This window comes from Streptococcus sp. HMSC057G03, from assembly GCF_001808745.1.
GTDB lineage: Bacteria > Bacillota > Bacilli > Lactobacillales > Streptococcaceae > Streptococcus > Streptococcus parasanguinis_Z.
The window spans coordinates 1-23,796 of the sequence record NZ_KV794416.1 but is presented as its reverse complement, the minus strand read 5'-3'; the positions used below and the strand labels follow the sequence as shown (position 1 = coordinate 23,796).

General features: G+C 41.0%; 21 protein-coding genes, 5 tRNA genes and 1 pseudogene. 7 read left to right on the top strand and 20 right to left on the bottom strand.

What is annotated here, in order from left to right:
- Position 1: 1 nt before the first annotated feature.
- The 8 genes from HMPREF2686_RS00605 to HMPREF2686_RS00570 form a co-directional block, all read right to left on the bottom strand.
- Complete coding sequence (locus HMPREF2686_RS00605; RefSeq protein WP_070448813.1) at positions 2-613, bottom strand: DUF624 domain-containing protein; 612 nt, start codon at positions 611-613, stop codon at positions 2-4.
- A 170-nt stretch (positions 614-783) separates the two neighbouring features.
- Entirely contained in the window at positions 784-2,265 is a 1,482-nt protein-coding gene (locus HMPREF2686_RS00600) for an ABC transporter substrate-binding protein (RefSeq protein WP_070448811.1), read from the bottom strand.
- 79 nt (positions 2,266-2,344) lie between these two features.
- A complete protein-coding gene (locus tag HMPREF2686_RS00595) occupies positions 2,345-3,277 on the bottom strand; it encodes a carbohydrate ABC transporter permease (protein WP_003004100.1) in 933 nt (310 codons plus the stop codon).
- A 13-nt stretch (positions 3,278-3,290) separates the two neighbouring features.
- On the bottom strand, positions 3,291-4,220 hold the full coding sequence (locus HMPREF2686_RS00590; RefSeq protein ID WP_003004309.1) for an ABC transporter permease: 930 nt from the start codon (positions 4,218-4,220) through the stop codon (positions 3,291-3,293).
- Between the two features lie 225 nt (positions 4,221-4,445).
- Positions 4,446-6,326 carry a beta-N-acetylhexosaminidase gene (locus HMPREF2686_RS00585; protein ID WP_070448810.1) on the bottom strand — a complete coding sequence of 627 codons (1,881 nt, stop codon included), beginning with the start codon at positions 6,324-6,326 and terminating at the stop codon, positions 4,446-4,448.
- Positions 6,320-7,189, bottom strand: coding sequence for an ROK family protein (locus HMPREF2686_RS00580; protein WP_070448808.1), 870 nt, complete (start codon positions 7,187-7,189; stop codon positions 6,320-6,322). The genes HMPREF2686_RS00585 and HMPREF2686_RS00580 overlap by 7 nt, the downstream gene beginning before the upstream one ends.
- 86 nt (positions 7,190-7,275) lie before the next feature.
- The gene (locus HMPREF2686_RS00575; protein ID WP_070448806.1) at positions 7,276-9,921 is read right to left on the bottom strand and encodes an alpha-mannosidase; all 2,646 of its coding nucleotides are present in this window, start codon (positions 9,919-9,921) and stop codon (positions 7,276-7,278) included.
- Between the two features lie 74 nt (positions 9,922-9,995).
- A complete protein-coding gene (locus HMPREF2686_RS00570) occupies positions 9,996-11,276 on the bottom strand; it encodes a glycoside hydrolase family 125 protein (protein WP_049506198.1) in 1,281 nt (426 codons plus the stop codon).
- A 215-nt stretch (positions 11,277-11,491) separates the two neighbouring features.
- Here HMPREF2686_RS00570 and HMPREF2686_RS00565 point away from each other — a divergent pair, with 215 nt between their 5' ends.
- Positions 11,492-13,567: a GH92 family glycosyl hydrolase gene (locus tag HMPREF2686_RS00565; protein ID WP_049506205.1), complete on the top strand. Its 2,076-nt coding sequence runs from the start codon at positions 11,492-11,494 to the stop codon at positions 13,565-13,567.
- Positions 13,568-13,601: 34 nt separating this feature from the next.
- On the opposite strand, the gene HMPREF2686_RS00560 is transcribed toward HMPREF2686_RS00565, so the two are convergent.
- The 5 genes from HMPREF2686_RS00560 to HMPREF2686_RS00540 all read right to left on the bottom strand — a co-directional run bounded on the left by HMPREF2686_RS00560 (position 13,602) and on the right by HMPREF2686_RS00540 (position 17,746).
- Complete coding sequence (locus HMPREF2686_RS00560) at positions 13,602-14,159, bottom strand: DUF6287 domain-containing protein (RefSeq protein WP_042759851.1); 558 nt, start codon at positions 14,157-14,159, stop codon at positions 13,602-13,604.
- Positions 14,160-14,298: 139 nt separating this feature from the next.
- Positions 14,299-15,804 carry a zinc ABC transporter substrate-binding protein AdcA gene (locus tag HMPREF2686_RS00555; protein WP_049506200.1) on the bottom strand — a complete coding sequence of 502 codons (1,506 nt, stop codon included), beginning with the start codon at positions 15,802-15,804 and terminating at the stop codon, positions 14,299-14,301.
- 2 nt (positions 15,805-15,806) lie between these two features.
- On the bottom strand, positions 15,807-16,610 hold the full coding sequence (locus tag HMPREF2686_RS00550) for a metal ABC transporter permease (RefSeq protein ID WP_049506201.1): 804 nt from the start codon (positions 16,608-16,610) through the stop codon (positions 15,807-15,809).
- Positions 16,603-17,307 (bottom strand): metal ABC transporter ATP-binding protein, encoded by a 705-nt coding sequence (locus tag HMPREF2686_RS00545; RefSeq protein ID WP_003013743.1) that lies wholly within the window; start codon positions 17,305-17,307, stop codon positions 16,603-16,605. Before HMPREF2686_RS00545 ends, HMPREF2686_RS00550 begins: the two co-directional genes overlap by 8 nt.
- A 1-nt stretch (position 17,308) precedes the next feature.
- On the bottom strand, positions 17,309-17,746 hold the full coding sequence (locus HMPREF2686_RS00540) for a zinc-dependent MarR family transcriptional regulator (RefSeq protein WP_024054682.1): 438 nt from the start codon (positions 17,744-17,746) through the stop codon (positions 17,309-17,311).
- A gap of 419 nt (positions 17,747-18,165) precedes the next feature.
- Here HMPREF2686_RS00540 and HMPREF2686_RS00535 point away from each other — a divergent pair, with 419 nt between their 5' ends.
- Positions 18,166-18,621, top strand: a complete 456-nt coding sequence (locus tag HMPREF2686_RS00535; RefSeq protein WP_000968642.1) for an SRPBCC family protein — start codon at positions 18,166-18,168, stop codon at positions 18,619-18,621.
- A gap of 132 nt (positions 18,622-18,753) precedes the next feature.
- Here HMPREF2686_RS00535 and HMPREF2686_RS10740 read toward each other — a convergent pair.
- Together HMPREF2686_RS10740 and HMPREF2686_RS00530 are read right to left on the bottom strand one after the other, a co-directional pair.
- Positions 18,754-18,858, bottom strand: a pseudogene (locus HMPREF2686_RS10740) (IS30 family transposase); the annotation flags it as partial.
- 125 nt (positions 18,859-18,983) lie between these two features.
- On the bottom strand, positions 18,984-19,436 hold the full coding sequence (locus HMPREF2686_RS00530) for a helix-turn-helix domain-containing protein (protein ID WP_048717498.1): 453 nt from the start codon (positions 19,434-19,436) through the stop codon (positions 18,984-18,986).
- Between the two features lie 321 nt (positions 19,437-19,757).
- Here HMPREF2686_RS00530 and HMPREF2686_RS00525 point away from each other — a divergent pair, with 321 nt between their 5' ends.
- From HMPREF2686_RS00525 to HMPREF2686_RS00505, 5 genes are read left to right on the top strand one after another with little or no spacing between them, the layout of a single operon-like run.
- Positions 19,758-20,231, top strand: coding sequence for a hypothetical protein (locus HMPREF2686_RS00525; RefSeq protein WP_070448804.1), 474 nt, complete (start codon positions 19,758-19,760; stop codon positions 20,229-20,231).
- Positions 20,232-20,271: 40 nt separating this feature from the next.
- Positions 20,272-21,468 carry a replication initiation factor domain-containing protein gene (locus HMPREF2686_RS00520; protein WP_049486502.1) on the top strand — a complete coding sequence of 399 codons (1,197 nt, stop codon included), beginning with the start codon at positions 20,272-20,274 and terminating at the stop codon, positions 21,466-21,468.
- 2 nt (positions 21,469-21,470) lie between these two features.
- Positions 21,471-21,857, top strand: coding sequence for a hypothetical protein (locus HMPREF2686_RS00515; protein WP_049486503.1), 387 nt, complete (start codon positions 21,471-21,473; stop codon positions 21,855-21,857).
- A gap of 59 nt (positions 21,858-21,916) precedes the next feature.
- The gene (locus tag HMPREF2686_RS00510; RefSeq protein ID WP_000598356.1) at positions 21,917-22,111 is read left to right on the top strand and encodes a DUF3173 domain-containing protein; all 195 of its coding nucleotides are present in this window, start codon (positions 21,917-21,919) and stop codon (positions 22,109-22,111) included.
- 3 nt (positions 22,112-22,114) lie between these two features.
- A complete protein-coding gene (locus HMPREF2686_RS00505) occupies positions 22,115-23,248 on the top strand; it encodes a tyrosine-type recombinase/integrase (RefSeq protein ID WP_070448802.1) in 1,134 nt (377 codons plus the stop codon).
- A gap of 74 nt (positions 23,249-23,322) precedes the next feature.
- Here the strand turns inward: HMPREF2686_RS00505 and HMPREF2686_RS00500 are convergent.
- From HMPREF2686_RS00500 to HMPREF2686_RS00480, 5 genes are all read right to left on the bottom strand, one after another.
- Positions 23,323-23,406: transfer RNA gene (locus HMPREF2686_RS00500), tRNA-Leu, on the bottom strand.
- Between the two features lie 10 nt (positions 23,407-23,416).
- Positions 23,417-23,488: transfer RNA gene (locus tag HMPREF2686_RS00495), tRNA-Gln, on the bottom strand.
- 19 nt (positions 23,489-23,507) lie between these two features.
- Positions 23,508-23,580, bottom strand: a tRNA-His gene (locus HMPREF2686_RS00490).
- 12 nt (positions 23,581-23,592) lie between these two features.
- A tRNA-Trp gene (locus tag HMPREF2686_RS00485) sits at positions 23,593-23,663 on the bottom strand.
- A 6-nt stretch (positions 23,664-23,669) separates the two neighbouring features.
- Positions 23,670-23,750, bottom strand: a tRNA-Tyr gene (locus HMPREF2686_RS00480).
- Between the last annotated feature and the right edge of the window lie 46 nt (positions 23,751-23,796).

The following is a 23,796-nucleotide window of genomic DNA, read 5'->3' as shown; positions in this document are numbered from 1 at the left end:
GTTAGGATACCAATTTTTCGTGGATGTTTTGATAAACAGGGTCAAAGATATCATTGACAAAGAAATGCCATACACCGATCAAGACAAAAAAGAGAAGGGCTGGCATATAATAGCTAATGACACCAAGTAGTGCTGTTCCAAGGATGAGCTTAAGAACTGGACGAATGTCCAGCAACATTCCGATCAAACTGAGCTTGATACTGTTGGCATAAGAGAGAGCAAAATGCACTTGCAATTTCAAATAAACGGCGTAAGCTAGAGGCGCAACCAAGAGGAAAACTAGATTAAACAGAAGAACCAAAATTTGGAAGAAATTTAAGTGAGGAATCTGGACCATGAGGTACATGCCATAGAGGAGGATTCCTTCAATGGCAAAGAAGGTGTAAAAAACTTGATTGGCCGGAACCAGATTTTCTTTGAAGAGTTCCCAAGCGCGTGACCAATGATAGTCCTTGTAGGTCATGCCATTTTCCGCATAGAGGCTCATGATAGTGGCACTGGCTGGTCCTACTCCTAGAAGGATGCCCCCACAGATCGTCAAGACCCCAAAAATCCCTGTTACCAGCATGGCAACATAGACTCTCGTAAAAATGAATTCAATGATTTTCCCCATCTTTCAGCCTCTTTTCCAATTAGTCATTCTATTATACCATAAAAATAAAACGCTTTCCTCATATTTGCATTAGTAAATTGAAATATTGATTTTCATTTACAGGATTCATTTTCATAAAGAAATAAAAAGGCTCTGGAGATCACCCCAAAGCCTTTTCGCACTACCTGTTCTTATTTTTTAGAAGCAAGGAATTCGTCGTATTGTTTTTGCATTTCATCAAGTACTTTTTGGTAAGCACCTTCTGATTTCAATTTTTCAAGCATCTTAGGAACTTCTACTTCAGGATCCACAGTACCAGTATTGATCGCACCTGCGAATTGGTTCAAAGTATTTGTAAGAGCAGTGATTTCTGATTTCACTTTGTCTGTGTTAAAGATGAAGCCAAGTGCTGGAGATTCTTTTGCAGTTTCCAAATCTTTCTTAGATTGTGCAATTTGTTCATCTGTTACGTTTTCGTTGATGTAAAGAATCCAGTTGTTACCAGTGTTCCATCCAGACATGTGAGTGTTTCCGTTGTAGCCATCCAAGACTTTGACACGGTTTTCTTTACCGGCAACTTTTTCCCAGTTCTTGCCTTCTGGTCCATAAACAAGGCCGTTCAAGAGTTCTGGATCAGTGTTCAAGAGGTTCAACACTTCCATGGCTTTTTCTTTGTTCTTAGAGTTGTTTGAGATAACAAAGTTAGCTACTTGAGTGGTGTTGTTTTTCTTGTACAGTTCAGTAAATGGTTTGATGTCGATCTTACGGTTTGCTACACGAGAAAGCAAGCTGTTACCGTAGTCAGCTGGTCCTACTGTTTCTTCACGAACCAACCATGTATCTTGAGAAAGATCATAACCAGTGTCGCTCGTTGCTACGTCTTTTGGAATGTATCCTGCTTCGTAGTATTTGTGAAGAGTCTTCAAGTTTTCTACATAACGAGGAATTGTGTAACGGTCAACGATCTTAGTAGTGTCACCTTTCAAGTCAACAACGAATGGAAGTCCATCAACAGCCACATAGTCGAAGTCATCTGAAGGTCCACCGTAGCTCTTGTTCATTGCAAATGGAACAACGTTTGGATCTTTTTCTTTGATAGCTTTCAAGACTGGTTCAAGAGAAGCATAGTCTTTGACGTTTGAAACGTCGATACCATATTTTTCAAGAAGTGGTCCGTTGAAGGCAAAGTTTTGAGAAGATGCAACGTTGGCTGCTACTGGAACAGCATAGATCTTGCCATTTACAGTGTTCCCTTTGATGTATGCTGGGTCAAGTGCTTTGTAAAGTTCTTTCCCTTCTTTCTTGTACAATTCTGTCAAGTCAGCATAGGCACCTTTTTGAGCATTGATAACGTAGTTGTTGGCAAAGGCAATATCATAGTTTTCACCAGATGAGATGATGACGTTCATTTTTTGTGCGTAGTCACCCCAACCAAGATATTGGATATCCAATTTTGCGCCAACTTTCTTTTCAATGATCTTGTTGGCATTTTTAAGAAGAACATCCAAGTTATCTGGTTTATCACCGATTTGGTACATCTTGATGATTGGTTTCCCGTCTTCAGTTGTTGCAGATTTCTTGTTGTTACCTGTAAGGCTTCCACAAGCAGCAAGAGTAGCTCCAAGAGCGATGACACTAGCAGATGCTAACGCATATTTTTTCCAATTTTTCATAAGAAAAATCTCCTTTATGTTATTTTCTTTTTAGACTAAGTTATGAGTTGAAAATCCTGTTGATTTTCAATGAACGATGTTATTCTTTCACACCACCGATGGTCAAGCCTTTTACAAAGTAGCGTTGGAAGAATGGATAGAGAATGGCGATTGGCACTGTTGCCACAACCACCATGGCCATACGTCCTGTTTCCCGTGGGATGGATTGTACAGCTCCTGCCAATTGGCCGGATACCCCGACGTTTTTAGCGATGTAATCCATATTGTTTTGGATTTGCATCAAGAGGTATTGCAATGGGTAAAGGTTGTCACTCTTAATATAGAGGAGGGCGTTGAACCAGTCGTTCCAGAATCCTAAAGCAGTGAACAAACTGATAGTCGCAATCCCTGGTAGAGACAATGGCAAGCAGATTTGGAAGAAGATCCGTGTTTCACTTGCCCCATCGATCCGAGCGGATTCAAGGATGGCTTCTGGAATGGTCCGTTTAAAGAAGGTCCGCATCAAGATGATGTTAAATGGACTGAGCAACATTGGGATAATCAAAGCCCCGATGGTATCACCTAACTGCAAGAGTTGAGTGGTCACAATGTAGCTTGGAACCAACCCTGCACTAAAGAGCATACTAAGGAGTGAAAATACGGTAAAGAACTTGCGGTATTTAAAGGTACTCCGTGAGATTGCGTAAGCATAAGTTGTGGTGATAAAGACATTACATGCTGTTCCCACAATGGTCACAAACAAGGTAATGAAGAGGGCTTGCAAGATTTTGTCTTTGAATTGTACCAAGAAGAGATAACCATCAAATCCAAATTTTGCTGGCCAGAATTGGAAGCCATGGACTGCCAAACTTTGTTCGTCTGTCAAAGAGATCATGACAACGAAGATGAAGGGAAGCACACAGGTCAAGCCGACCAAGGTCAACAACAAGGTAAAGAAGAAGTTGCTCTTCTTACTGAAAGAATGGATCCCGACATTATCAATTTTTTCTTTTTGAATGGTTGATTTTTTCATACGATCCTCCTTTCTAGAAGAGAGCGGCATTCTTATCAATGCGACGGGCAATGATATTTGAGATCAAAACAAGAACCAAACCGACTACCGATTGGTAAAGACCGGCTGCTGCTGTCATCCCGATATCCCCTGACTTGGTCAAACCGTTGTAGACATAAACATCAATAACGTTGGTTACGCTATAGAGCGCTCCAGCATTATGCGGGATTTGGTAGAAAAGACCGAAGTCTGCGCGGAAGATATTTCCGACTGCAAGAATGGTCAAAACTGTAATCAAGGAAGACAACTGAGGAATGGTGATGTTGCGAATGCGTTGCCACTTAGACGCACCATCCACGGTCGCTGCTTCATAGAAGGTTGGATCGATTCCCATGATGGTTGCATAGTACATGACACTGCTATAACCAAAGCCTTTCCAGATTCCTAAGAAGAGGAGAAGCGCTGGCCAGATCCACAATTCCGAATAGAAATTGATGGCTTTCATACCAAATGAAGCTAAGATGTGGTTGACCAATCCTTTGTCCACGTTAAGGAAGGCATCGGTGAAGAAGCTGATGATAACCCATGATAAGAAGTATGGGAAGAGCATGGAGGTTTGAAGCACCTTGACCACTCTTTTTGATCTCAACTCACTAAAGATGATGGCGATCCCAACGGAAACAATCAATCCTAAGAAGATGAATCCTAAGTTGTACAATACCGTGTTTCTTGTAATAATGTAGGCATCTTTGGAACTAAAGAGGAATTTGAAGTTGTCAAAGCCAACCCACTTACTCTTCATGACACTGTCAATGAAGCCCTCTCCCGTAATATGATAGTCCTTAAATGCTACGATATTCCCAAAAACCGGAATATAGAAGAATAAGATTAACCACGCTGCACCAGGTAAGACCATTAAAAGAAAAATGAAATTTTCTCTCAGAGTCCTTACAAACTTTTTCATTTAACTCCCCCCTTTGAGCCTTGAGCGTGTTTTTGCTTTGGTAGCGTTTGCAATACTTATTATAAGATAGCCATTTTCTCTTTTCAAACTCCTAATTATAGAAAAAATTCTACAAATTTATGACATAGCTTTAAAAAAGGAGTAGAAAAGGGCGATGGTAAACACAGCTCCTCTTCTACTCCTATCCACCGTAGATAAGACATCTGTCATCCAACTTGGCATTTTTTACGTTGTATAAATAGTTGATGCAGTCGCAATGGTATGCCACTGATTAGCCGTTGTGGCTGCGAAGTCCTTATCTCCGTAGAAATCGTTGAATGGCAAAATCTCTACTTCCAACTCATCAATCCGTGAGATGGAACCAGCTAGATAATCTTCAATGCGGCTTTCTGCGCGCTTGATTCGTTGCAAGAGTCCACCCATACGGATATCTAATGTATCCAAGCCAAAGACCTTGTTTTCTTTCAACCATTGCTGGCTAAAGAGCTTGTGGAAGGTTTCAATCTGGCTTCTGAGTTTTGGCAGTTCTTCTCTAGCGATTTGTTGCAAGCTCTCTTTATCACCTGCTTGATAGGCTTGACGAATGCGTCGGCCTACATCCACCTTGCTACTTAAAATGGCATTCAACTGTGCCTGAGTTTCGAAAAGATAAGCGTAGACTCCAGCTTTTTCTTTAATGTCAGTCAGAGTCTCAGCTGCCTGGGCAAAGTGAGGCTTGTCCTGTTCAGGAGTCATATGCTTATCAAGAATTGGGCAAAGAACATCCTGATAAAAGACATAGCGGTTGGGATTGATACCACTTAGATTTCCTGGTAGATCTGGTAAAAGATTGGCCAAATCCAGCTGCATGAAGTCCTCAACCGGTAGACCTGTATTGGTCTTGAAATGAGCTGACAAACGGTCTAAATCATTGCGGTAGCTGAGTTCTGCCCAGATTTGCAAGCTTGGCAGAATAGAGAACTGAGCTGTTTCACCACCATTGTCTCCCCAACCAGTCACAATGACTTCTTTGATCTGATTGGCACGGCAGGCTTTGTTTGCTTCGATAGCGATGAGACGACTGAAATGGTTGTGTGGTGTGAAACCAATCCACTTCCAAGCACCACCTGCAAAGGCAATATCCTGGCTAATCTTGTGGTGATTACCGAAGTTACGGTTGTATTTTTCTTCGCTATCCTGATAATAATCCCAGTAAACCAAGGTCACACGGTCTTTAAGGCGGTCTAAGTAAACACGAGTTTCTTCTGGAATTTCGACATCACGGTCGTACTGGCCATCTGCTGACATGAGCTTGAAGAACATATCGCTCCACATCTGGCAGTGGAAACCATACTTGTCTGCAATATCCAGCACGCGCTCCAAATGTTGACACATGAGGAGGCTACGGTCCACAACACCGTTTAAGATGAGGTAGCGTCCCAAACCAACCAAGTGGGCTTCATCCATGCCAATATTGACCTTGCGTGTCTGCAGTTTAGACAGAGTGGCAAACATGCCGTCGATTAGGTCGTAAACTTTTTCTTCACCGATGAGGAGAATGTCCTCTACATCACGAAGTTGCTGGACTTCTTTGACACCCCATTTGACAAAGGCTGATAAGTGAGCCAAGGTCTGGATACATGGTACAAAGGTCATATCAAACTGCTGGGCGTAAGCTTCGATTTCCTGTAATTCTTCAGCAGCATAAGCGCCACGGAAATAGCCAAAGTAAGGTTGCCCTTCAATCTGATAGGTATCTTCCATATAAAGCTCAAAGGTTGAATAACCCATGAGAGCTAAGACTTCAATCATCTGCTTGGCAGATGCAACATTTAGAACTGCATTTCGCGAACAGTCAGCCATGTAGGCTAAATCTTCATAAGCCGCTTGTTCTTCAATCTCTACCTTAGTCCCTTCTTCTAAAGCTGTTGCGAGAACAGATAAGGCGCGATAGAGTTGGTGAGGTTTGCGATAAGTCAATTGATATTCTCCACCCTCACCTTTGATAGAGATAGAAGCTTGGTCAGACTGGGTGACCGCCACTTCTACATCTGGTAGAGAAATGTGCTTTTTTAATGCTTCGATAGCTTGGGCTTGTTTGGAACTAAGTCCTGTAAAAGTTACCATTGGTTTTCCTCCTGTAACCAATTGACAAGGGCACCGTAGAGATTGGCATCTGCCTGATAGGTGCAAGCTTGGATCACTGGCGCAATTGTATACTCTTCATATCTTTCCACAAAGACGTCTACCGCTTTTTGCACCCCTTTGATAAAATCTGGGTTCTGACTGATAGAGCCACCGAGGCTAATGACATCTGGGTCGATTAGGTACTGAATATTGAGGAGCCCTTGAGCTAGATTTCGATTCATCCGCTCAATGGCTTCTTGGCAAAGGGCATTGCCTGCTGCAGCCTCTTGATAAACCTTACGGCCATCCCAGTCTGACTGACCTGATTTTTCAATCACATAACGAACCATGTTTCCTGTAGAAGCTAATTGTGACCAGTTATTGAGTTTTTCTGCTGGTTCGATGGTTGTCATGTAACCAAACTCTCCACCCAAACCATGGCGACCACGGTGAAGCTTACCATTGATAATCATAGCCCCACCAATTCCTGTGCCAATGACAACACAGGCTGCATTTTCAATCTCAGGATGCGCCAGCAATTCACTCAGTCCAACACAGTTGGCATCATTTTCTAAATGGACAGGGAGCTTATGATGAGCAAGCGCCTCATACCAAGAAAAACCATGGATATAAGGAATGGCACTGATCCCCTCAATCACCCCGGTTTCTTGATGAACGGCTCCTGGGACACTTATGGCAATCCCACGGTAGTCACGTTCTGACAAGCGTTGGTCCAACCAAGCCAGCAAATCCTCTAGAGTTTTTGGCGTTGGGGTGCTGGCCTTATCTAAAATCTTTCCATCAGGAGTGAGACTAGCAAACTTAATCCCAGTCCCTCCGATATCAATCGTTGCAATGGTCATTGCTTTCACCTGCAAAAAGGAGCGAGAAAAGCAGTCGGTTCTTACTTTTTTCGCTCCTCCTTTCTGTTTATGTTTACTTTTTGAAATTAAATTTCTTCTTTTTTGATCAATTCTGTTCGAATTTCCTGTGGTGCCAATAGTCCTGAGTGGACCGGATACGGTTGCTCCAGAAGATCGACAACCGTTTGTTGCCCTTCTGACACGCGCACATTTTCTTGGCTCATATTGTAATAGCGAAGGATGTAACCTTCTTCATTTTCTGCTACCTTAAAGGCTGTTGGACATACTTGTGGCAAGTTCAGTGCCGGATGGTTAAAGAGACTTCCCGTTGCTGCAACGCTACCCTCTTGTTTTGCAACTTGAAGATCTGTAAATGGTACCTGGAAGGCTTTGGCACGACGGAAAGCTGAGAAGCGGCCCTGAGCTTGATGGCATTCCACTGCATATTCCACCTCAAAGGCCCGCAAGCATTGTGCTTCTGGTGTTGGGAAATAGCCCCAGTCACCGAGTTCTCCTGAAGCACGAAGAAGTGTTACAGCTATTGTGTCGTCTCCAAGGATTTCATATTCGTTCAATCCTTTGTTAGCTACTGTCACTCCTTTGACATCATCATACAAGCTGACAAAGGCTTGTTGGTGTTGAGGATTTTCAGGATTTTTCCAAGAAGCGGCTGGTTTATTTGGCCGTGTCACCACCTCATAAATGCTTTCCGAGTCGTTGCTTGGACGCGTATTGTGAGTCTTAACCAAGAGGCGGATACGGTGATCCTTGGCTGTATTGGTGAAGCGCGTCTTGAAGCGAATTTGCGGATCATCTACAAAGATGATCATCTCCGTTTCAAGAGGGATGGTTGTCAGCTCTTCTGAGCGACCTGCATCTCGTCTCATGAACTCGATAATCCCTCTTTGCTCCGCATCCAATTGTTCATCTGCGCTGACTGGAATGGTCAAGTCATGCTTGAGCAAGATTTTGGCATAGCGAGCATTGTTTTCCAAGACCTCATAAGCTGTTAAGTCCGCATAGATTGGCTCTGTCCCTTTTGGTTGGAAGTAGATATATTCATTTCCGATATCACCGCGGTCTTCGAAGCGAAGGAAATCCTCATAAGCCTCATTGGTCGTTTTATCATAGAGGGTCAAACCTTCATCGATACTAAGGGTTACAAATGGTGTATCGATCACCCCATTTTGGAACAGACCATCATGATGAGGTGCTTTACCTTCTAAGAGCTGGAAGGTCGTCCAAGACAAGGCTGCCAAATGAACCGGAACCGTCACGCGCACTTGACGTGCAATATAGGGTTGGCGGAATTTATCCTTAGGCAAGGTATAGCCAAAGCTTGCTCCCAAGTCTTCAATCTCAGCTTCTACAAGATGACCGTCTAAATCTTCTACATGATAGTCTGGCAAGGTCAAAGCTGCCATTTTCTTGAAGCCTTCTGTAGGATGCAACTCCTTAAATGGACAAACCGCTACATCGACGATCGTGCTGACGGTATCCACCTTATCATGCAAGCCTGTATTGATGACCGTAAAGAGATGCTCACTCTGGGCTTTTTGAGTCGCTAGTTTACCCTTCCATTCGTTCAGAAGGTTGGTCTTGACAAAGTTTCCAACTTGATTGACCTTGGCAAAACGAACTTCCATTTCGCGGTGAACATCATCCACGCTACATCCACAAATACTATCGTGTGGCGCATTTTGCAAGAGCGTCTTCCAGGCATAGGTCAACTGATCCTTGTGGTGATGTCCACCAGTGATGATGGTCAAAGGTTCGACCACTTGCTCGAGTAAGTTGCTATTTTCTTGGAAGGCTTGTTTGAGATAAATCCGAGAAGAAGATGTATTTGCCAGTGTGTACCAACCATCGGTTTCCTGGCTGGTCAATTCTCCTGTAACGGTTGATAATTGTTCAGGGAGCGCACTTTCCACTGCTTGCACGTAGTCATCAAAAGAACTGTGAATAAAGGTCACGTCAGGAAAGAGTTCGTTGGCCACACGAATGGCTTCACTCAAGTTTCGTTGAACCGGTTGGTGGTCACAACCATTCATCATCAACCATTGGTTGGTCGATGCATAGTCACGAACATCTGCCAATTTTTGTTTCCAGAAAGCCAAAGCTTCATCTTTATCCACTGGAATTTCATTTCCGTTACTGTACCAGTTGGCAAAAAGAATACCCAGCACACGGCTACCATCCGCCCCTTGCCAGTACATTTCAGAAAATTGAGAGGTGAATTGCTCATCTCCAAGAACTTGGTTGTCAAATCCAATTGGCTTGACACCACGCCCAAAGGCCGCTACGTGAATCCCTGATTTTTGAAGGATTTGAGGAGCTTGCCCCATATTTCCAAAGGTGTCTGGGAAGTAACCGATCTGAGTAGATTTGCCCCATTTGGCACATTCAGCTTGTCCAATCAAGGTATTGCGAACATTGGCTTCACTGGAAATCAAGTAATCATCCTGCAAGATATAGAAAGGACCAATCTTGAGCTTGCCTTCGTCGATATAACGCTGCACCTTGTCACGGTTTTCAGGGCGAATTTCTAAATAGTCATCAAGGACGATCGTTTGGCCATCCAAGTGGAAGCTCTTGAATTCAGGATCATTTTCAAAAAGATCAAACAGATTGTCAAACAGTTCCACCAATTGCATGCGGTGGCTTTCAAAAGGTAGATACCACTCACGATCCCAGTGGCTGTGAGAGATGATATGTACAACAACATTTTCCATGAGTAAAACCTCATTCTAACTTAAATTTAAAAATATTTGTGATTCCTTAGAGGAATCTGTTGAGCGACAGCTCATTAGCGAATATCCAAGCAATCCAAGACCAACTCGCAGAACATCATGTTAGCCCAAGAGAACCATTCACGCGAGTATTTAGTCGGATCATCTACGTGGAAACTTTCGTGCATGACACCCGTGCCACCGTCGCAAGCAACCAACTGATCGAGCAAGAATTTCTTCTCTGCCTTGTCCGTCGTTGTCAATCCTTGGATCGACAGGGCAATCGGCCAGATATAGCGGTAGAAAGTATGAGAACTTCCTAGCCCACTAGCGTACTTTCCTTCATAGAAGTAAGGATTTTCAGGACTCAGAATGGTGCGACGAGTGGCTTGATAGACCTCATCGTTCACATCACAGTAACCAAGATAGGGAGCAGCTAACAAACTTGGTACGTTAGGATCATCCATGATGCTAGCATTTCCCAAACCGTCTACCTCAAAGGCATAGATTTTCTCGCCCTTGCTGTTGGTGGTGTAGGCGTAGTTTTCGATCCCATCTTGGATCTCAGCTTGCAGGCGTTTGGCATCAGCAATGATGCTTTCACTATCAGCTAGATTCAACTCTGCAAAGATTTCTTGCACATAACCCAAGACAACCACTGCAAACATATTGGATGGAATCAGATAGCTATACTGACAGCAGTCATCACTTGGACGAAAGGCTGACCAGGTCATCCCTGTCACGGCAAATTCTGGACCAAAGCCGTCATTCACTAACGTGTCTTCCTTACGATCCGTATCCCGAACAAAGCGATAAGGAGAGTTCTTGTGGTCTTGCTCCACCGTCCAGAGATGAAGGATCTCCTTGGTCGCCGTAACAAAAGTTTCATCAAACTGGCTAGTCTCACCAGTTTCTTTCCAAAGGAGATAAGCCAGTTGCAAGGGGTAACACAGCGAATCTACTTCATACTTGCGTTCCCAAATCCAGCCATTGAGATCTGTATGGTCGGTCTCGTGATGCCCCTTCCAGTTCTCTTCAATATTAAAAGAGTTAGCATAGGGATCTTTGAGGATCAAAGTCATCTGACGTTTGACCAAACCTGCAATGGTCTGACGCAAGAGAGGATCTCTTTTAGCCACATGAAGATAAGGTCTCAATTGAGCCGTTGAGTCACGCAACCACATAGCTGGGATATCCCCAGTCAGCACAAAGGTCGAGCCATCTTCTAAGATTTCAACTGTATTGTCTAAAGTGTCTGTGTAGCAACGTTCAAAGACATCCACCCACTCAGGGTACTCCTTGGCACGTTCTGCTACTTGGTCCAGCCATTCTCGCACAATTTCTTTTGAATAGGTCATTTATTTTCCTCACACGTATCGATTCTTTCCTATTCAGTATAAAAGATTTCAAAAGGGAAATACATACGCAAACTATAGCCCTTTTTCTACAAAATTTTCCATTTGATAAAAACGCTATCATATTTGACAACGCTTTGATACAATGAAGAAAATACCACTGCATGTTCCAAGAAAAACACAGACCATTTAAGGTTGATGAAGAAAAAGGAGACCAGATGCACACAACTTGCCAGACCATCGATACCCGCTGGGGAAGTGATAATCATCCCCACTATTCGCACGGAAACACCCTCCCTTATACCGGAGTCCCTTTTGGAATGAATTACTTTCTTCCCCAGACGACACACGAACAAGGAGCTTGGGTTTTCAACCCTAATCTCCCTATTTTTCAGGGCTTTCGCCTCACCCACCAGCCTAGTCCCTGGATCGGAGACTACGCTTGGTGCCTCATCACGCCCATCACAGGAGAAGTTACAAGTTCCGACCTCTTCCGTCGCCAAAGCAGTTATTCGATCAAAGAAGCTCTTTTTCAGCCCCACTTTCTCCGTATTTTTTCGGAACGTTATCAGATTCAAAGCGAGCTGGTTCCAAGCCGCTACGGGGCTGTCCTGCGCTTTCAAGCGCCAGAAAAATTGACTCTCTGCTTTCATGCAGCAAATGAACTAGAGGACTTGACCCTTACAGACCACACCTGTCACTTCCGCATTCTGGATCAGGCCCATACCGCAGATACTTCCTACTCTTTCTATCTCCAGTGGCAATTTAGCCAGCCAATCGAGACTGTCACTCACATCGATCAGGACCTTTTTCTCACCTTTTCTAGCAATGAAGTGACCGTCCAATTAGGAAGCTCTTATCTGTCCCAAGACATGGCTCACAGACATCTTCCCAACCTTCCCTTAGAGGAAGCTAAAAAAGAAGCAGCCGATCAATGGAATCAGCTACTAAAGCGAATTGAAGTGAAAGATAACGGAGGATGTGATCAAGCCTTTTTCGACCACTGCCTGTACCGACTCCTCCTTTTCCCTCAAACTTTTTATGAAACAGATACCGAGGGAAATGACTGGCATCTAGATGTCACCCATAATGAAATTAAACCAGGAAAAGCCTACACCAATATCGGATTTTGGGATCTCTTTCGGACCTCTTTTCCGCTCTATAGCCTTGTCTACCCCGATTACTACCGTCACTTCCTCGAAGGATTTTTAAATACTTACCAGGATACTGGTTTTCTACCAAAATGGTTGGCCCCAGATGAACGAGGGATGATGCCAGGCACTCTCATCGATGGAGTCTTTGCGGATGCTGTCACAAAAGGGATCGCACCAGACCTACATGAAAACATGCTCACAGCCATGCTCCAGACAGCCCAAAAAACAGATCCCATGCAACATTTTGGTCGCCATGGCAATGAAGCCTACAAAGTACTTGGCTACCTACCCGATGATTTTCACGAAAGTGTGAGCCACAGCCTAGATTATGCTTACAGTGATTTTTGCATTGCTACCGTTGCCAAGCAATTGGGGCATGCAGAAACAGCCGCTCGGTATGCTACTTCCAGCCTCTCCTACCGAACATTGTACGATGCCCAAACGGGTTTCATGAGAGCGCGATCCACCAATGGAAACTTTAAAGAGCCCTTCTCTCCTACCAGCTGGGGAGAAGATTATGCAGAATGCTCTGCAACCCAGGCTACTTTTGGAGCCTTACACGACCTCTCCGGCCTAATAGAGCTGATGGGCGGAAAAAAAGTCTTCACCCAACGACTGCTGGATCTGGCCAATCAAAGACCTCAATTTGACGTAAGAGGATATGGCTATGAAATCCACGAAATGAGTGAAATGGCCCAGGCTCCATTTGGGCAGATTGCCATCTCCAATCAGCCTAGCTTTCACATTCCCTATCTCTTCCGCCATAGTCTTCACCCCGATTATACCAATCTTCTTATCCACCAGATCCGTTCCCAAGCTTTCCATCAAGATTTCCAAGCCTATCCAGGTGATGAGGACAACGGTAGCCTATCTGCTTGGTACATCTGGTCGGTCCTTGGACTCTACCCAACCTGTCCAGGAAAACCAATCTATGATCTAGGGCTCCCTCTCTTTAAAGAAGTTCTTCTCCATCTTCCAAACCATGAGCTCAAAATTTGCGCTAACTCCCATACTACAGGTGCCTATTTTATCCAAAAAGCCCGATTAGATGGCAAAGAGCGGCAAGAGATTGCCCACCAAGATCTCCTTGAAGCCCAGCTGCTTCAGTTCGATCTTTCTTGGCTCCCCCCACATCCATAAAAAAAGTCGTCTGAAAGCAGACGACTTTTTTCTATTATTCATCTCCTACATGATAGTAGATCGATCCTTGTTCCCCAAAACTAGCGATTCCAACACCAGACCACAAGCGGTTCTTAGAGGCATCGGATGTATCCTTAAAAACAACTTGCCCTTGATCATCGACCTGATCACCAATGGTTACTCCTGCAGGGATATACTCCAACAAGAAACCACCATCACGACCACCATAGATCCCTTCTGAGGCTGTCCCATAATCCGTCAAAGAAGCACCATAGCCCTCCAACTCTTGTGAAACCAACCCTTTGTCGTTAAAGACCAGCTTGTTTCCTTTATCATCTTGCCAGACACCAGCAATACTGCTGTAATCCCCATTAGCAATAGCCTCAAGATCCATTTTCTTCACTTCTTTTTTCTCTTCTTTTTTTTCTTTCTCCTTCACTTCTGAACTAGAAGCATCCGTCTTTTTGACTTCAGAAGAGGTCGTCGTTTGACTAGAGGAGGCGGTTGATCTTTTGCTCGTTCTCTGTTGCGAACAAGCCACTAACAGGAGCACACTAAGAAAACTCACCAGAATTGCACCAACTTTTTTCATTAAAAATTCCCCATACATTTTTTTAGTTTAAAGCCCCTTCATTGTAACGTATTTTCAAACATTTGACAAGCTCTACTTCCTATTTCGGATCAAAAAAAGACCGGGATAATACATCCCAATCTCTCTTTGAATACTACTTTCAGTGAGCCAGCATTTCTTGTGCCACTTCTAAACCAGATAAGTTGGAAGGATAATAAGTTGGCCAATTTTCCAACTCATCATAAAGCGCTTCTTGACTCTTTCCTCCATGGAAAATGTGGAAGTGAGCTGCCTTTACCGGAGTGATTTCATGGTCACTAAATTGAACATATTTGAAGTCTCCCGCATCGCTTTCCTTGGCTTCAAAGAGATACCGAACACCACGATTCCCCTTCTTATAAGTCAAAATGTGCTTACCTACGTATTTATAGGCATATTTCTTAGAAGATCCTTTTTGATAAAACTCCATTGAATCCTTATCAATCTTAATCCGATCAATATCTGTTTGGTAACCCTTGGTATAATATTCCTTATACTCAGCAGCAGTCATGGTTGGATTTAATTTTGCCTTATAATCAAAGACCTGATCCAAAGTTCCATCTTGCAAGTATGGATAAACCGATTGCCAATCACCTGCATAATTTTCTAAGCTACGATCTTTGACTTGGTTATCCTCGAAATAGCCCTTTTGAACCGTCTTAGTTTCTTCCTCATGTTCCGGTTGAATATCCTTACCAGCTTGTGACGTTGTTTTCTCTAGCGCCTTTAGATTTTCCTTCATAACAGACACGTAGTCTTCGCCATCTTTCATTTCTTTCTCCGTCAGGCTTTCCAAAGGATTTAAGACAGCCAATTCGACACCAGCTTCAGAAGACAAGGTTTTCGCCAAGGATTTAGAAGCATTTTCCTCAAAGTAAATGACCTTGATCTCATTTTTCTTGATATACTCTGTCAATTCACGCAATCGTGCAGCAGAAGGCTCGCTATCAGGTGAAATCCCTGAAATGGCCACCTGGTTTAATCCATAATCCAAGGCCAAGTAACGGAAAGCCGCGTGTTGGGTCACGAAATTCTTTTGCTTCGCATCTTTCAATCCATCCTGATAAGCTTGATCCAAAGCCTGTAATTTCTTCAGATAGGCTTGGGCATTTTTCTCAAACGTCTTTTTCTTATCTGGATAAGCTGCGACCAACTGATCGCGAATCGACTCTACCATCTTCATGGCACGATGTGGAGAGAGCCAAAGGTGAGGATCATATTCATGATGGTGTTCTTCGCCCCCTTCGTGTTCATGTTCCTCTTCCAATCCAGGAAGCAAGACCATGCCCTTGGTGGCATCGATCACTTTGGTTTTCTTATCCTTCATTGATTTCAAAAGATTTGGAACCCACGTTTCCATGTTTTCATTCTCATAGACGAAAACATCCGAATCTTGAATCATAGCCCGCCCCTTAGCAGACAATTCATATTCATGAGGCTCTGATCCCGCTCCAATGAGCAGGTCTACCGTTCCTTCATCTCCGACAATATTTTTTGTAAAATCATAAACAGGATAAAAAGTGGTCATCACTTTTAATTTTCCATTTTGACTCTGACTTTTGCCACAAGCAGTCAAGATAAGGGCAAAAGCCACCAACAACATTAAACCTATTTTTTTAAATTTCATATTTACTTCCTCAAACGTGATCCAAGATTCACAAGCAAGAACAAGGCCACAAATAAAAGCGTGATGCTGGCACTCGCTGGTGTATCTGCAATATAAGACAAAATCAACCCACTAAACATCCCGATAAAGCCAATAATGACCGCAAGCAGCATGACCCCACGGAAGTTCTTCCCTAATTTCAGCGCAATACTAGCCGGTAAGACCATGATGGTTGAAACCAATAACGATCCTGCTGCAGGAATCATCAAGGCGATAGCAACCCCCGTTACCACATTAAATAAGATGGACATGGTCCGGACCGGAAGCCCATCCACAAAGGCCGTATCTTCATCAAAGGTCAAAATATACATAGGCCGCAAGAATAAGGCCGTCAGCACTAATACAACGAAAGCAATCACAAACAAGGCGATCACCTGTTCATCCGTAATGGTTAGGGTAGAACCAAACAAATACTGATCCAAGCTCATCGAGCTCTTCCCACCACCACGCATCAGTACCAAAGCTAGGGCAAGACCTGTGGACATTAAAATTGCCGTCCCGATCTCCATAAAGTCCTTAAATAAGGTCCGCAAATACTCAAGAAAAACCGCAGCAATAATGACAATGATCATGGTCGAGAGCGTTGGAGAGATCCCAAGGAAAAGCCCAAAAGCGACACCCGCAAGAGAGACGTGACTTAGCGTATCACTCATAAGACTCTGCCGTCTTAAAATCAAGAAAATCCCTAATACAGGAGAAAAAAGACTCATGGCAACCATAGCCAACAAGGCCCGTTGCATAAAATCATACTGGAATAAATCAAGCATGGTCACCCTCCCCTTCAGTATCATGGACATTAAAACATCTCCAAGGAGAGCTTTGGTCACGAACCAAATGAATATTCCGATCCGCAAATTGGTTAACCTCTTCAGGATCATGCGTAATCATCAAAACAGATTTTTGATGGTGATGCGCACTGTGATGCATCAACTCATAAAAATCACTCTTTGTCGTCGCATCCATCCCTGTCGTAGGTTCATCTAAAACAAAGATATCCGGATCTGAAGCAAACATCCTAGCAATGACAGCCCGCTGTTTCTGACCACCAGACAAAGAACCAATCGCCCGATCCTTGAACTCCAGCATCCCAACAGATTCTAAACTCTTCAGAATATGTTTTTCATCGTGCTCATTCAACTTTCGAAACCATCCTTTACGAGGGTACCGACCTGATTTCACAAATTCATAGACCGTACTTGGAAACCCTGCATTAAAACTAGCAATTTGTTGCGGCAAATAAGCAATCCTTAACTTCTTTCCCTTCACATTCGTCTTTGAAATCTCAACAGTCCCAACCTTGGGCTGTAAGATGCCAAGGCTAGCCTTAATCAAGGTTGACTTAGCAGCCCCATTCTCCCCGGTCAAGGTAACAAACTCCCCACTATCTAAGTAGTAATTGATCCCTTCCAGAACCGGTTCTCGATCATAATAGAACGATAAATTTGAAACCGTAATATACCTCAAACTATAACTCCTCTTCCAATAAATCTAAAAACCGCGAAATGACCCCTTGCTCATTCTTAGTAAACTTCGACAAAACATCCTCATAAGTGTGAAGGGTATGCAGATGGTGGTGCTGATGCTCTAAGGCAATCGGCTTACCAATCTCAGTTAAGCGGTAATAGAGAACCCGTGCATCATTTTCATCGCGATAAGTCTCCAGCATCCCCTGACTTAATAAGGGCTTCACAGCCTTCGTGATCGCTGCCTGACTAACATTCAATTTCTTTGCTAAGACAGAATTGGTTAGAGCTTCATCAGCAACCAGCATCAAAATATGTTCCTGAGTGTTGGTTAATGAAACACCACTTGTACAAGACCCAACTAAAATCTCATGTTGATTCTCAGATAATAATAAAATAGAATTTAAAAATCGATCGATTTTATTTGCAACTTCAGACAAAATAAACTCCTTCTAATTCACTAGCAGAAACTTTACCGGTTAATTATATCACAAAAAAGAAAAAAAATAAACAAAAAAAGGAGTAAAAACTCCTTTTATAATCTATACCGGCGGCCGGGGTCGAACCGGCACGTCCTTGCGGACACTGGATTTTGAGTTCTATGAATACACTTTTTAAATCTTATATCCTTGATTTAATAGGGTTTTGGGACTTTTGAATCTTGCAAAATAGACTCATTTTTCAAATTTTAGTAACTTTTTGGTAACACTCCATAACTTATCGTCCTAAGATCATCATCAGAGAATCTCGCTATCTTAATTATATTCTTCACTATTTTTAAAATAATTGCTATAATATAAGTCAATCATCAAAATGACTATTGATTGAAATTAATTTAAATAGAGAGGTGGCACTAGATATGATGGACTTTAATGTAGTATGTGATTTTAATGCACTTGTTTTTGCTGAAGAACATATAATTATTCATGCAGAAAGAGATAAAATTATGGCAGTATTATCTGAAATCAATAATTGGCATAACTGGCGTAATGGAATTTCAGAAATAAAATTATTAGCATCTCACATTCAAGAGGGGGCAAAATTTGAATGGAAATCAGGAGGTCTAAAATATAAATCCGAAATCCATACAGCTTCAGCTGCATGTTTTGGATGGACAGGTAATACAATAGGAGCTCATGCAATTCATAATTGGTATATAAAAAAATTATCAAATGGATCTTCTGAGGTTGTAGTTCAAGAGAGTTTAAGTGGCTGGTCTATCTTATTATTAAGGAAAATGATGAGACGTGAATTGCCTATCTTACTAAAAAAAGATCTTCAAGAGTTAAAATTTGCATGTGAAAATAAATTATAGAAGTAATTAGTTTTTTAAAAATGAATTTTAAATTTATTGACTGTATTAGCTAGAGTGATTGATTAGAGAGAGTCGATTTTGAGTCGGTTCTCTCTTTTTGTTAATGATAAATTGCAAGAATAAGTACAACATTTACTCAAACTCATCCACTAGAGCTTCACAAGCAGTTCTGTAAGCCAAATATTTTCGTTGTCGGTGATTGATATCATATAAGGGCTTGTTCAAAGCCTCATCAGAAGTTCTCTACCAGTGGATATCAGTCAAACTCTTTCCCCTTTCAACTATAAACAACCTTCATAAAATAAAATCACTCAACAAGAATATACTAATCTTTACCTATTGAAACTTAATCAAATAAACCATCAATCTGCATTAAAATAGTCAGAAACCTCTTTAAAAAGGGTATGCAATATTTCTTGCTCTTCTTCATCTAAATTATATTCAGAGACTAGCTCATCCAAATACTTAGGTAGAGTCGAATGGTTTTTAATTCCATTCATAACAATCGCAAATTTCAGATCGTCTAGTTCAGTTTTATTAAACCCTTTTAGCTTCTTCAAATCAATTCTAGTGATTGGATGTGGGACAACATCTAGAGTACTGTAAATCGTTTTTCCTAATAAGTAATCTGTCGTGGTATCAAATAATTTTGCTAATTTGACAACGGCTTCTAAATTAGGCTCTAAAGTTCCATTTTCCCAACGAGAATAAGTACCTTGTTGTACATCAATCATCTCAGAAACTTGTACTTGAGTTAACTTCTTACTCTTTCTCAGTTGCTTAAGACGATCTCCAAAAGAATTATTATTAAACATTGTTTCCTCTTCAATATTCGATTCTGTATATTTTAGCTTGACAAAATATTCTAAACGGTATAAAATAGAATTATTCCATAAGGAATATTTATTTTAAGATTAAATATTCCATTGAGAATATTATATCATAAAAGGAGGTAAAAGCGTATGTAACTAATAGTTCGATTTAAAAAATTTTAATAAAGGAGGTAAGATTCGACAAAATAAAAAAATCTTGAAACAAATGTGCCGTTCGTTCCAAGATCAAAACATATTATGTAACAATTATACCACAGAAAACTCTTCAGTTGCACAAGAAAATTTCGGAGGTTTCACAAAAAGATGACCAATAAAGAGTTAGTCAATCAAATTTCTGGCCTAAACTCTACCTCTACTCTTAAAAATTGGATTCAACTGATTAAAGAGATAAGTGGCAAGGAATTTAAAAAAATTAAAATTCCTATCAGTAGAAATCCAAGAACTCGTCAATTAAATTATACAGTTGCCTATGACTTTACAAACGAAGACCTTAGACAATTTCAAAAGTTAGCTAACCTAAAACTTGAAATAGGTCTAAAAGAGGCTATACAAGCCATATTTGGGAGTCTAGCAGACAATGAGCACGAATCCCTAAACCAAGTAATAGATGAGCTCTACGATGAACTGAGCGCCTTAAAACAGGAATTCAAGCGAGAAATACGGTTGATAAAAAATGAGAATGCCAGTCTAAAAAAGAAAATCCAAGATATTGAAGAGTCGATGCAAACCGGCTTACTAGGGTTTGTTCAGAAGAGGTCAAAAAATAGGTTCGGCTAATAGCGAGTTTTCGGCTGAGCCATGAGGCAGAAAGCCGAAAATGAGCGTAAATGCGGACGGACCATTTTTGACCGTTAGGGTGTGTAGTAACACCACCCTCTGCAAGTTAGGTGTATCATCGAAAGAATTCAGTATTATCAAGGGTTTTAGAGATTTTATGGGTGGCAAAATTAGGCAAAAAGTTGAATCAAAATCTATGGCAAAAAATGAACATTTACGTTCTGTATTTGACTGGATTCAAATTCAGTTTGATAAGACTGAATTTTCGCCAAGAGAAATAATCGAAGACATTCTATTTCTTGATTATGACCTATTTATAGAGAATAAAGGGAGCCTTAAATACTATAACTATGATAGCCAGCTTCATCATGGAAATATCCGTATCTACTATGGAGCGAAAGAGTCGTCCTACATGCTTGTCATGTCAGGACAGGCACTCGAGTTCTTTAGAGATATGGTATTAGATCCAAATAGTCTGTCCGAAAGACAGTTTCTGAACAACCTCTACTACAATTACAATCAATTTTCAGTAAGACGAATTGATATTGCAATAGATGATTTTAATGAAACACCCTATTTCACTCCTAATCAGCTTCTAAAGATTTGTCAGAAGAAACGCTTTATATATGGAAAAAGCACCTACTACAATACCTACGGAGATGAAACAATCGGCCAGACCTTATATTTGAGAAAACCCAATGATGATGAAAGACTTAGAATTTACGATAAACGTTTAGAACGAGCTGAGAAGCTCGGTATCAGCAAGCGGTATATAGAAAATTGGATAAGAACTGAGTTAGAACTTAGGAAAGAAAAAGCTCACTACTTCATTCAAGAATGGTTGCATTCAGAAATAGATCTTCTCAACTTTACCAAGGGATATCTCAAAGAAAAAGTGAGATTCTATAGTGATAGCTATTTCTCAAAACCTTTGAGATCTTGGGAAAAGTTTTTAGGTCACTCAAAACCTGTCTCTATCATTATTTCAAAACCAAAAACAGAACTAGAACAAAAATTAGAATGGTTTACCTATAAAGGTTCTGGAGCTATTCTAAGAGCGTATAAATTTCTATACGACAATAACTTACTGCATGAGTATGAGAAATCAAACTATCTCGCACTCAACAATATGGAATATCCACCAGATTTAGCAAGTGGATTAATAGAAAGGGCAATTCTCTTTAAAAGAGAGGATTTAATCCCTACAATCAAAGAAAATATCAAAAGGAGAAATTAACTATGGCAAAAATGCTTTCACAAAATGACTGGAATTTTAATAACATTGGAACAAAATTTGAATTGGATGAAGTTATTCCAAAATTTGAAACGGAAGTCCGAGCAGATGTAAACGGAGAAATTATCAAAAACCGAGATGGTAGCGAAAGACGTTTTAATACCGATAAAATCATCGGTTGGAAATACAATGTAACAATCAAGGATGGACAATTCAAAAAGAAATCAACCCAAGTCTCAGTAGATAATCCAGAAGCTTTAGTCGATAATGACTATATCCAAGCAATGGATCAAGTACCAGTCACATTTGACAATTTACAAGCCACTATGATTAGTTCAACGATGTATTACAAGGCGGATGCTATCCATTTAGTAGATGTAAAACAAAAATAAGTATTAGACAAGGGGAGTTAATCCTCCCCTTACTTAATCTAATCAGAAAAGGAGATCACATGATTAAAACTGTAACAAAAGATGACCTTATCGAACTTGGATTTGCTCCAGGAACTGCAAGAAAGATTATCCATACCGGCAAATTACTATTAGTTAATCGTGGTTTTAACATCTACGATAACAAACGGATAGGTACAATTCCAGCTAGTGTCGCTGAAGAACTACTAGGAATTGAACTCCAGAAAGAAGCATAATGAATGACTATTCGTAAAACTAAAAGTGGTAAATGGACCGTTGATGTTTCTAATGGTTTCCACCCCGTCACACAAAAAAGAATACGTATCATTCGAAAAGGATTAAAATCTAAAAAGGAAGCCCTAGAACTAGAACAACATATTCGAGTTGTAGAATTAAAAGAGAAACAATTTGACTTTATAGTGACAACGGATATGTTATTCGACTTACTTGAAGAAGATGATTTGAAAAATGGCAGAAAAGTAAGCTACACAAGTACACAAAGAAACAATTATGAGCGTCATATTAAGCCTTATTTTAAAGATACAAATTTAAATAAATTAACGTATGACCATATATTCGAATTTCGTGAATACCTAAAAACAAAACCTAAAAAACAAAATGAAAATGAAACATTAAGTTATAATACAATTAATAAAATTCTAATTCTACTTAAAAAAATTTTTGATACTGGTATAAGAAAATCCCTCATTGATAAAAATCCTGTTGAGAATCTGAGAAAATTACCAATTAGCAAGCCTAATATCAAATTTTGGAGTATAGAAGAATTCACAAGATTTAGAGAACTTATTCGAGATGATGAAATTAGCTATGACCTGTTTTTCGTAATTGCTTTCTTTACTGGAATGAGAATGGGAGAAATACTCGCATTGAACTGGAATGATATAAACCTTTTAACAAATACGATTTACGTTACCAAAACGGTATACTTTGTCAATAATACAAGCTACATTAATACAACAAAAACACGTTCAGGAACTAGAAATATAACAATAAATCAGAAATTAGCAGAAATGCTTAAAGATTGGAAAGTAAAACAAAAAGAAAAACTTGAGGAATTTACGAAAAATACTGAAGAACTTCAAATAATACAGAGTACACCAATAACAATTACAAAAAATATGATTGATAAGAAGTTTAAGCAAATACTAGAAAGGGATAAAGATTTAAAGAAAATAAGAATTCATGATCTGAGACACTCTCATGCATCATTACTTATAAATCAAGGAGAAGATTATCTTGTTGTCAAAGAAAGATTAGGACACGCATCTATTACAACAACAATTGATACTTATTCCCATTTGTACCCTAGCAAACAGAAAACATTGGCTAATAAACTTGATGATTTATTTTAAAATGGAAAAAATTGGTAACTCGACACACAACAAAGAAAAAAAGACAAGGTCCGAAAACCTTGTCTTTATTACTATACCGGCGGCCGGGGTCGAACCGGCACGTCCTTGCGGACACTGGATTTTGAGTCCAGCGCGTCTGCCAATTCCGCCACGCCGGCATAAATTTAACTGGGGTAGCTGGATTCGAACCAACGCATGAGGGAGTCAAAGTCCCTTGCCTTACCGCTTGGCTATACCCCAATAATGTAAATAATAAATAGGCGAGTGATGGGGATCGAACCCACGCATGCCAGAGCCACAATCTGGTGTGTTAACCACTTCACCACACCCGCCATAATTATTAACACGGGCAGTAGGAATTGAACCCACACTGAAGGTTTTGGAGACCTTAGTTCTACCTTTAAACTATGCCCGTAAAGGATGGAAGGGGAGGGATTCGAACCCCCGAACCCGAAGGAGCGGATTTACAGTCCGCCGCGTTTAGCCTCTTCGCTACCCTTCCTGATTATTGAATTGATGGCGCGAGACGGAATCGAACCGCCGACACA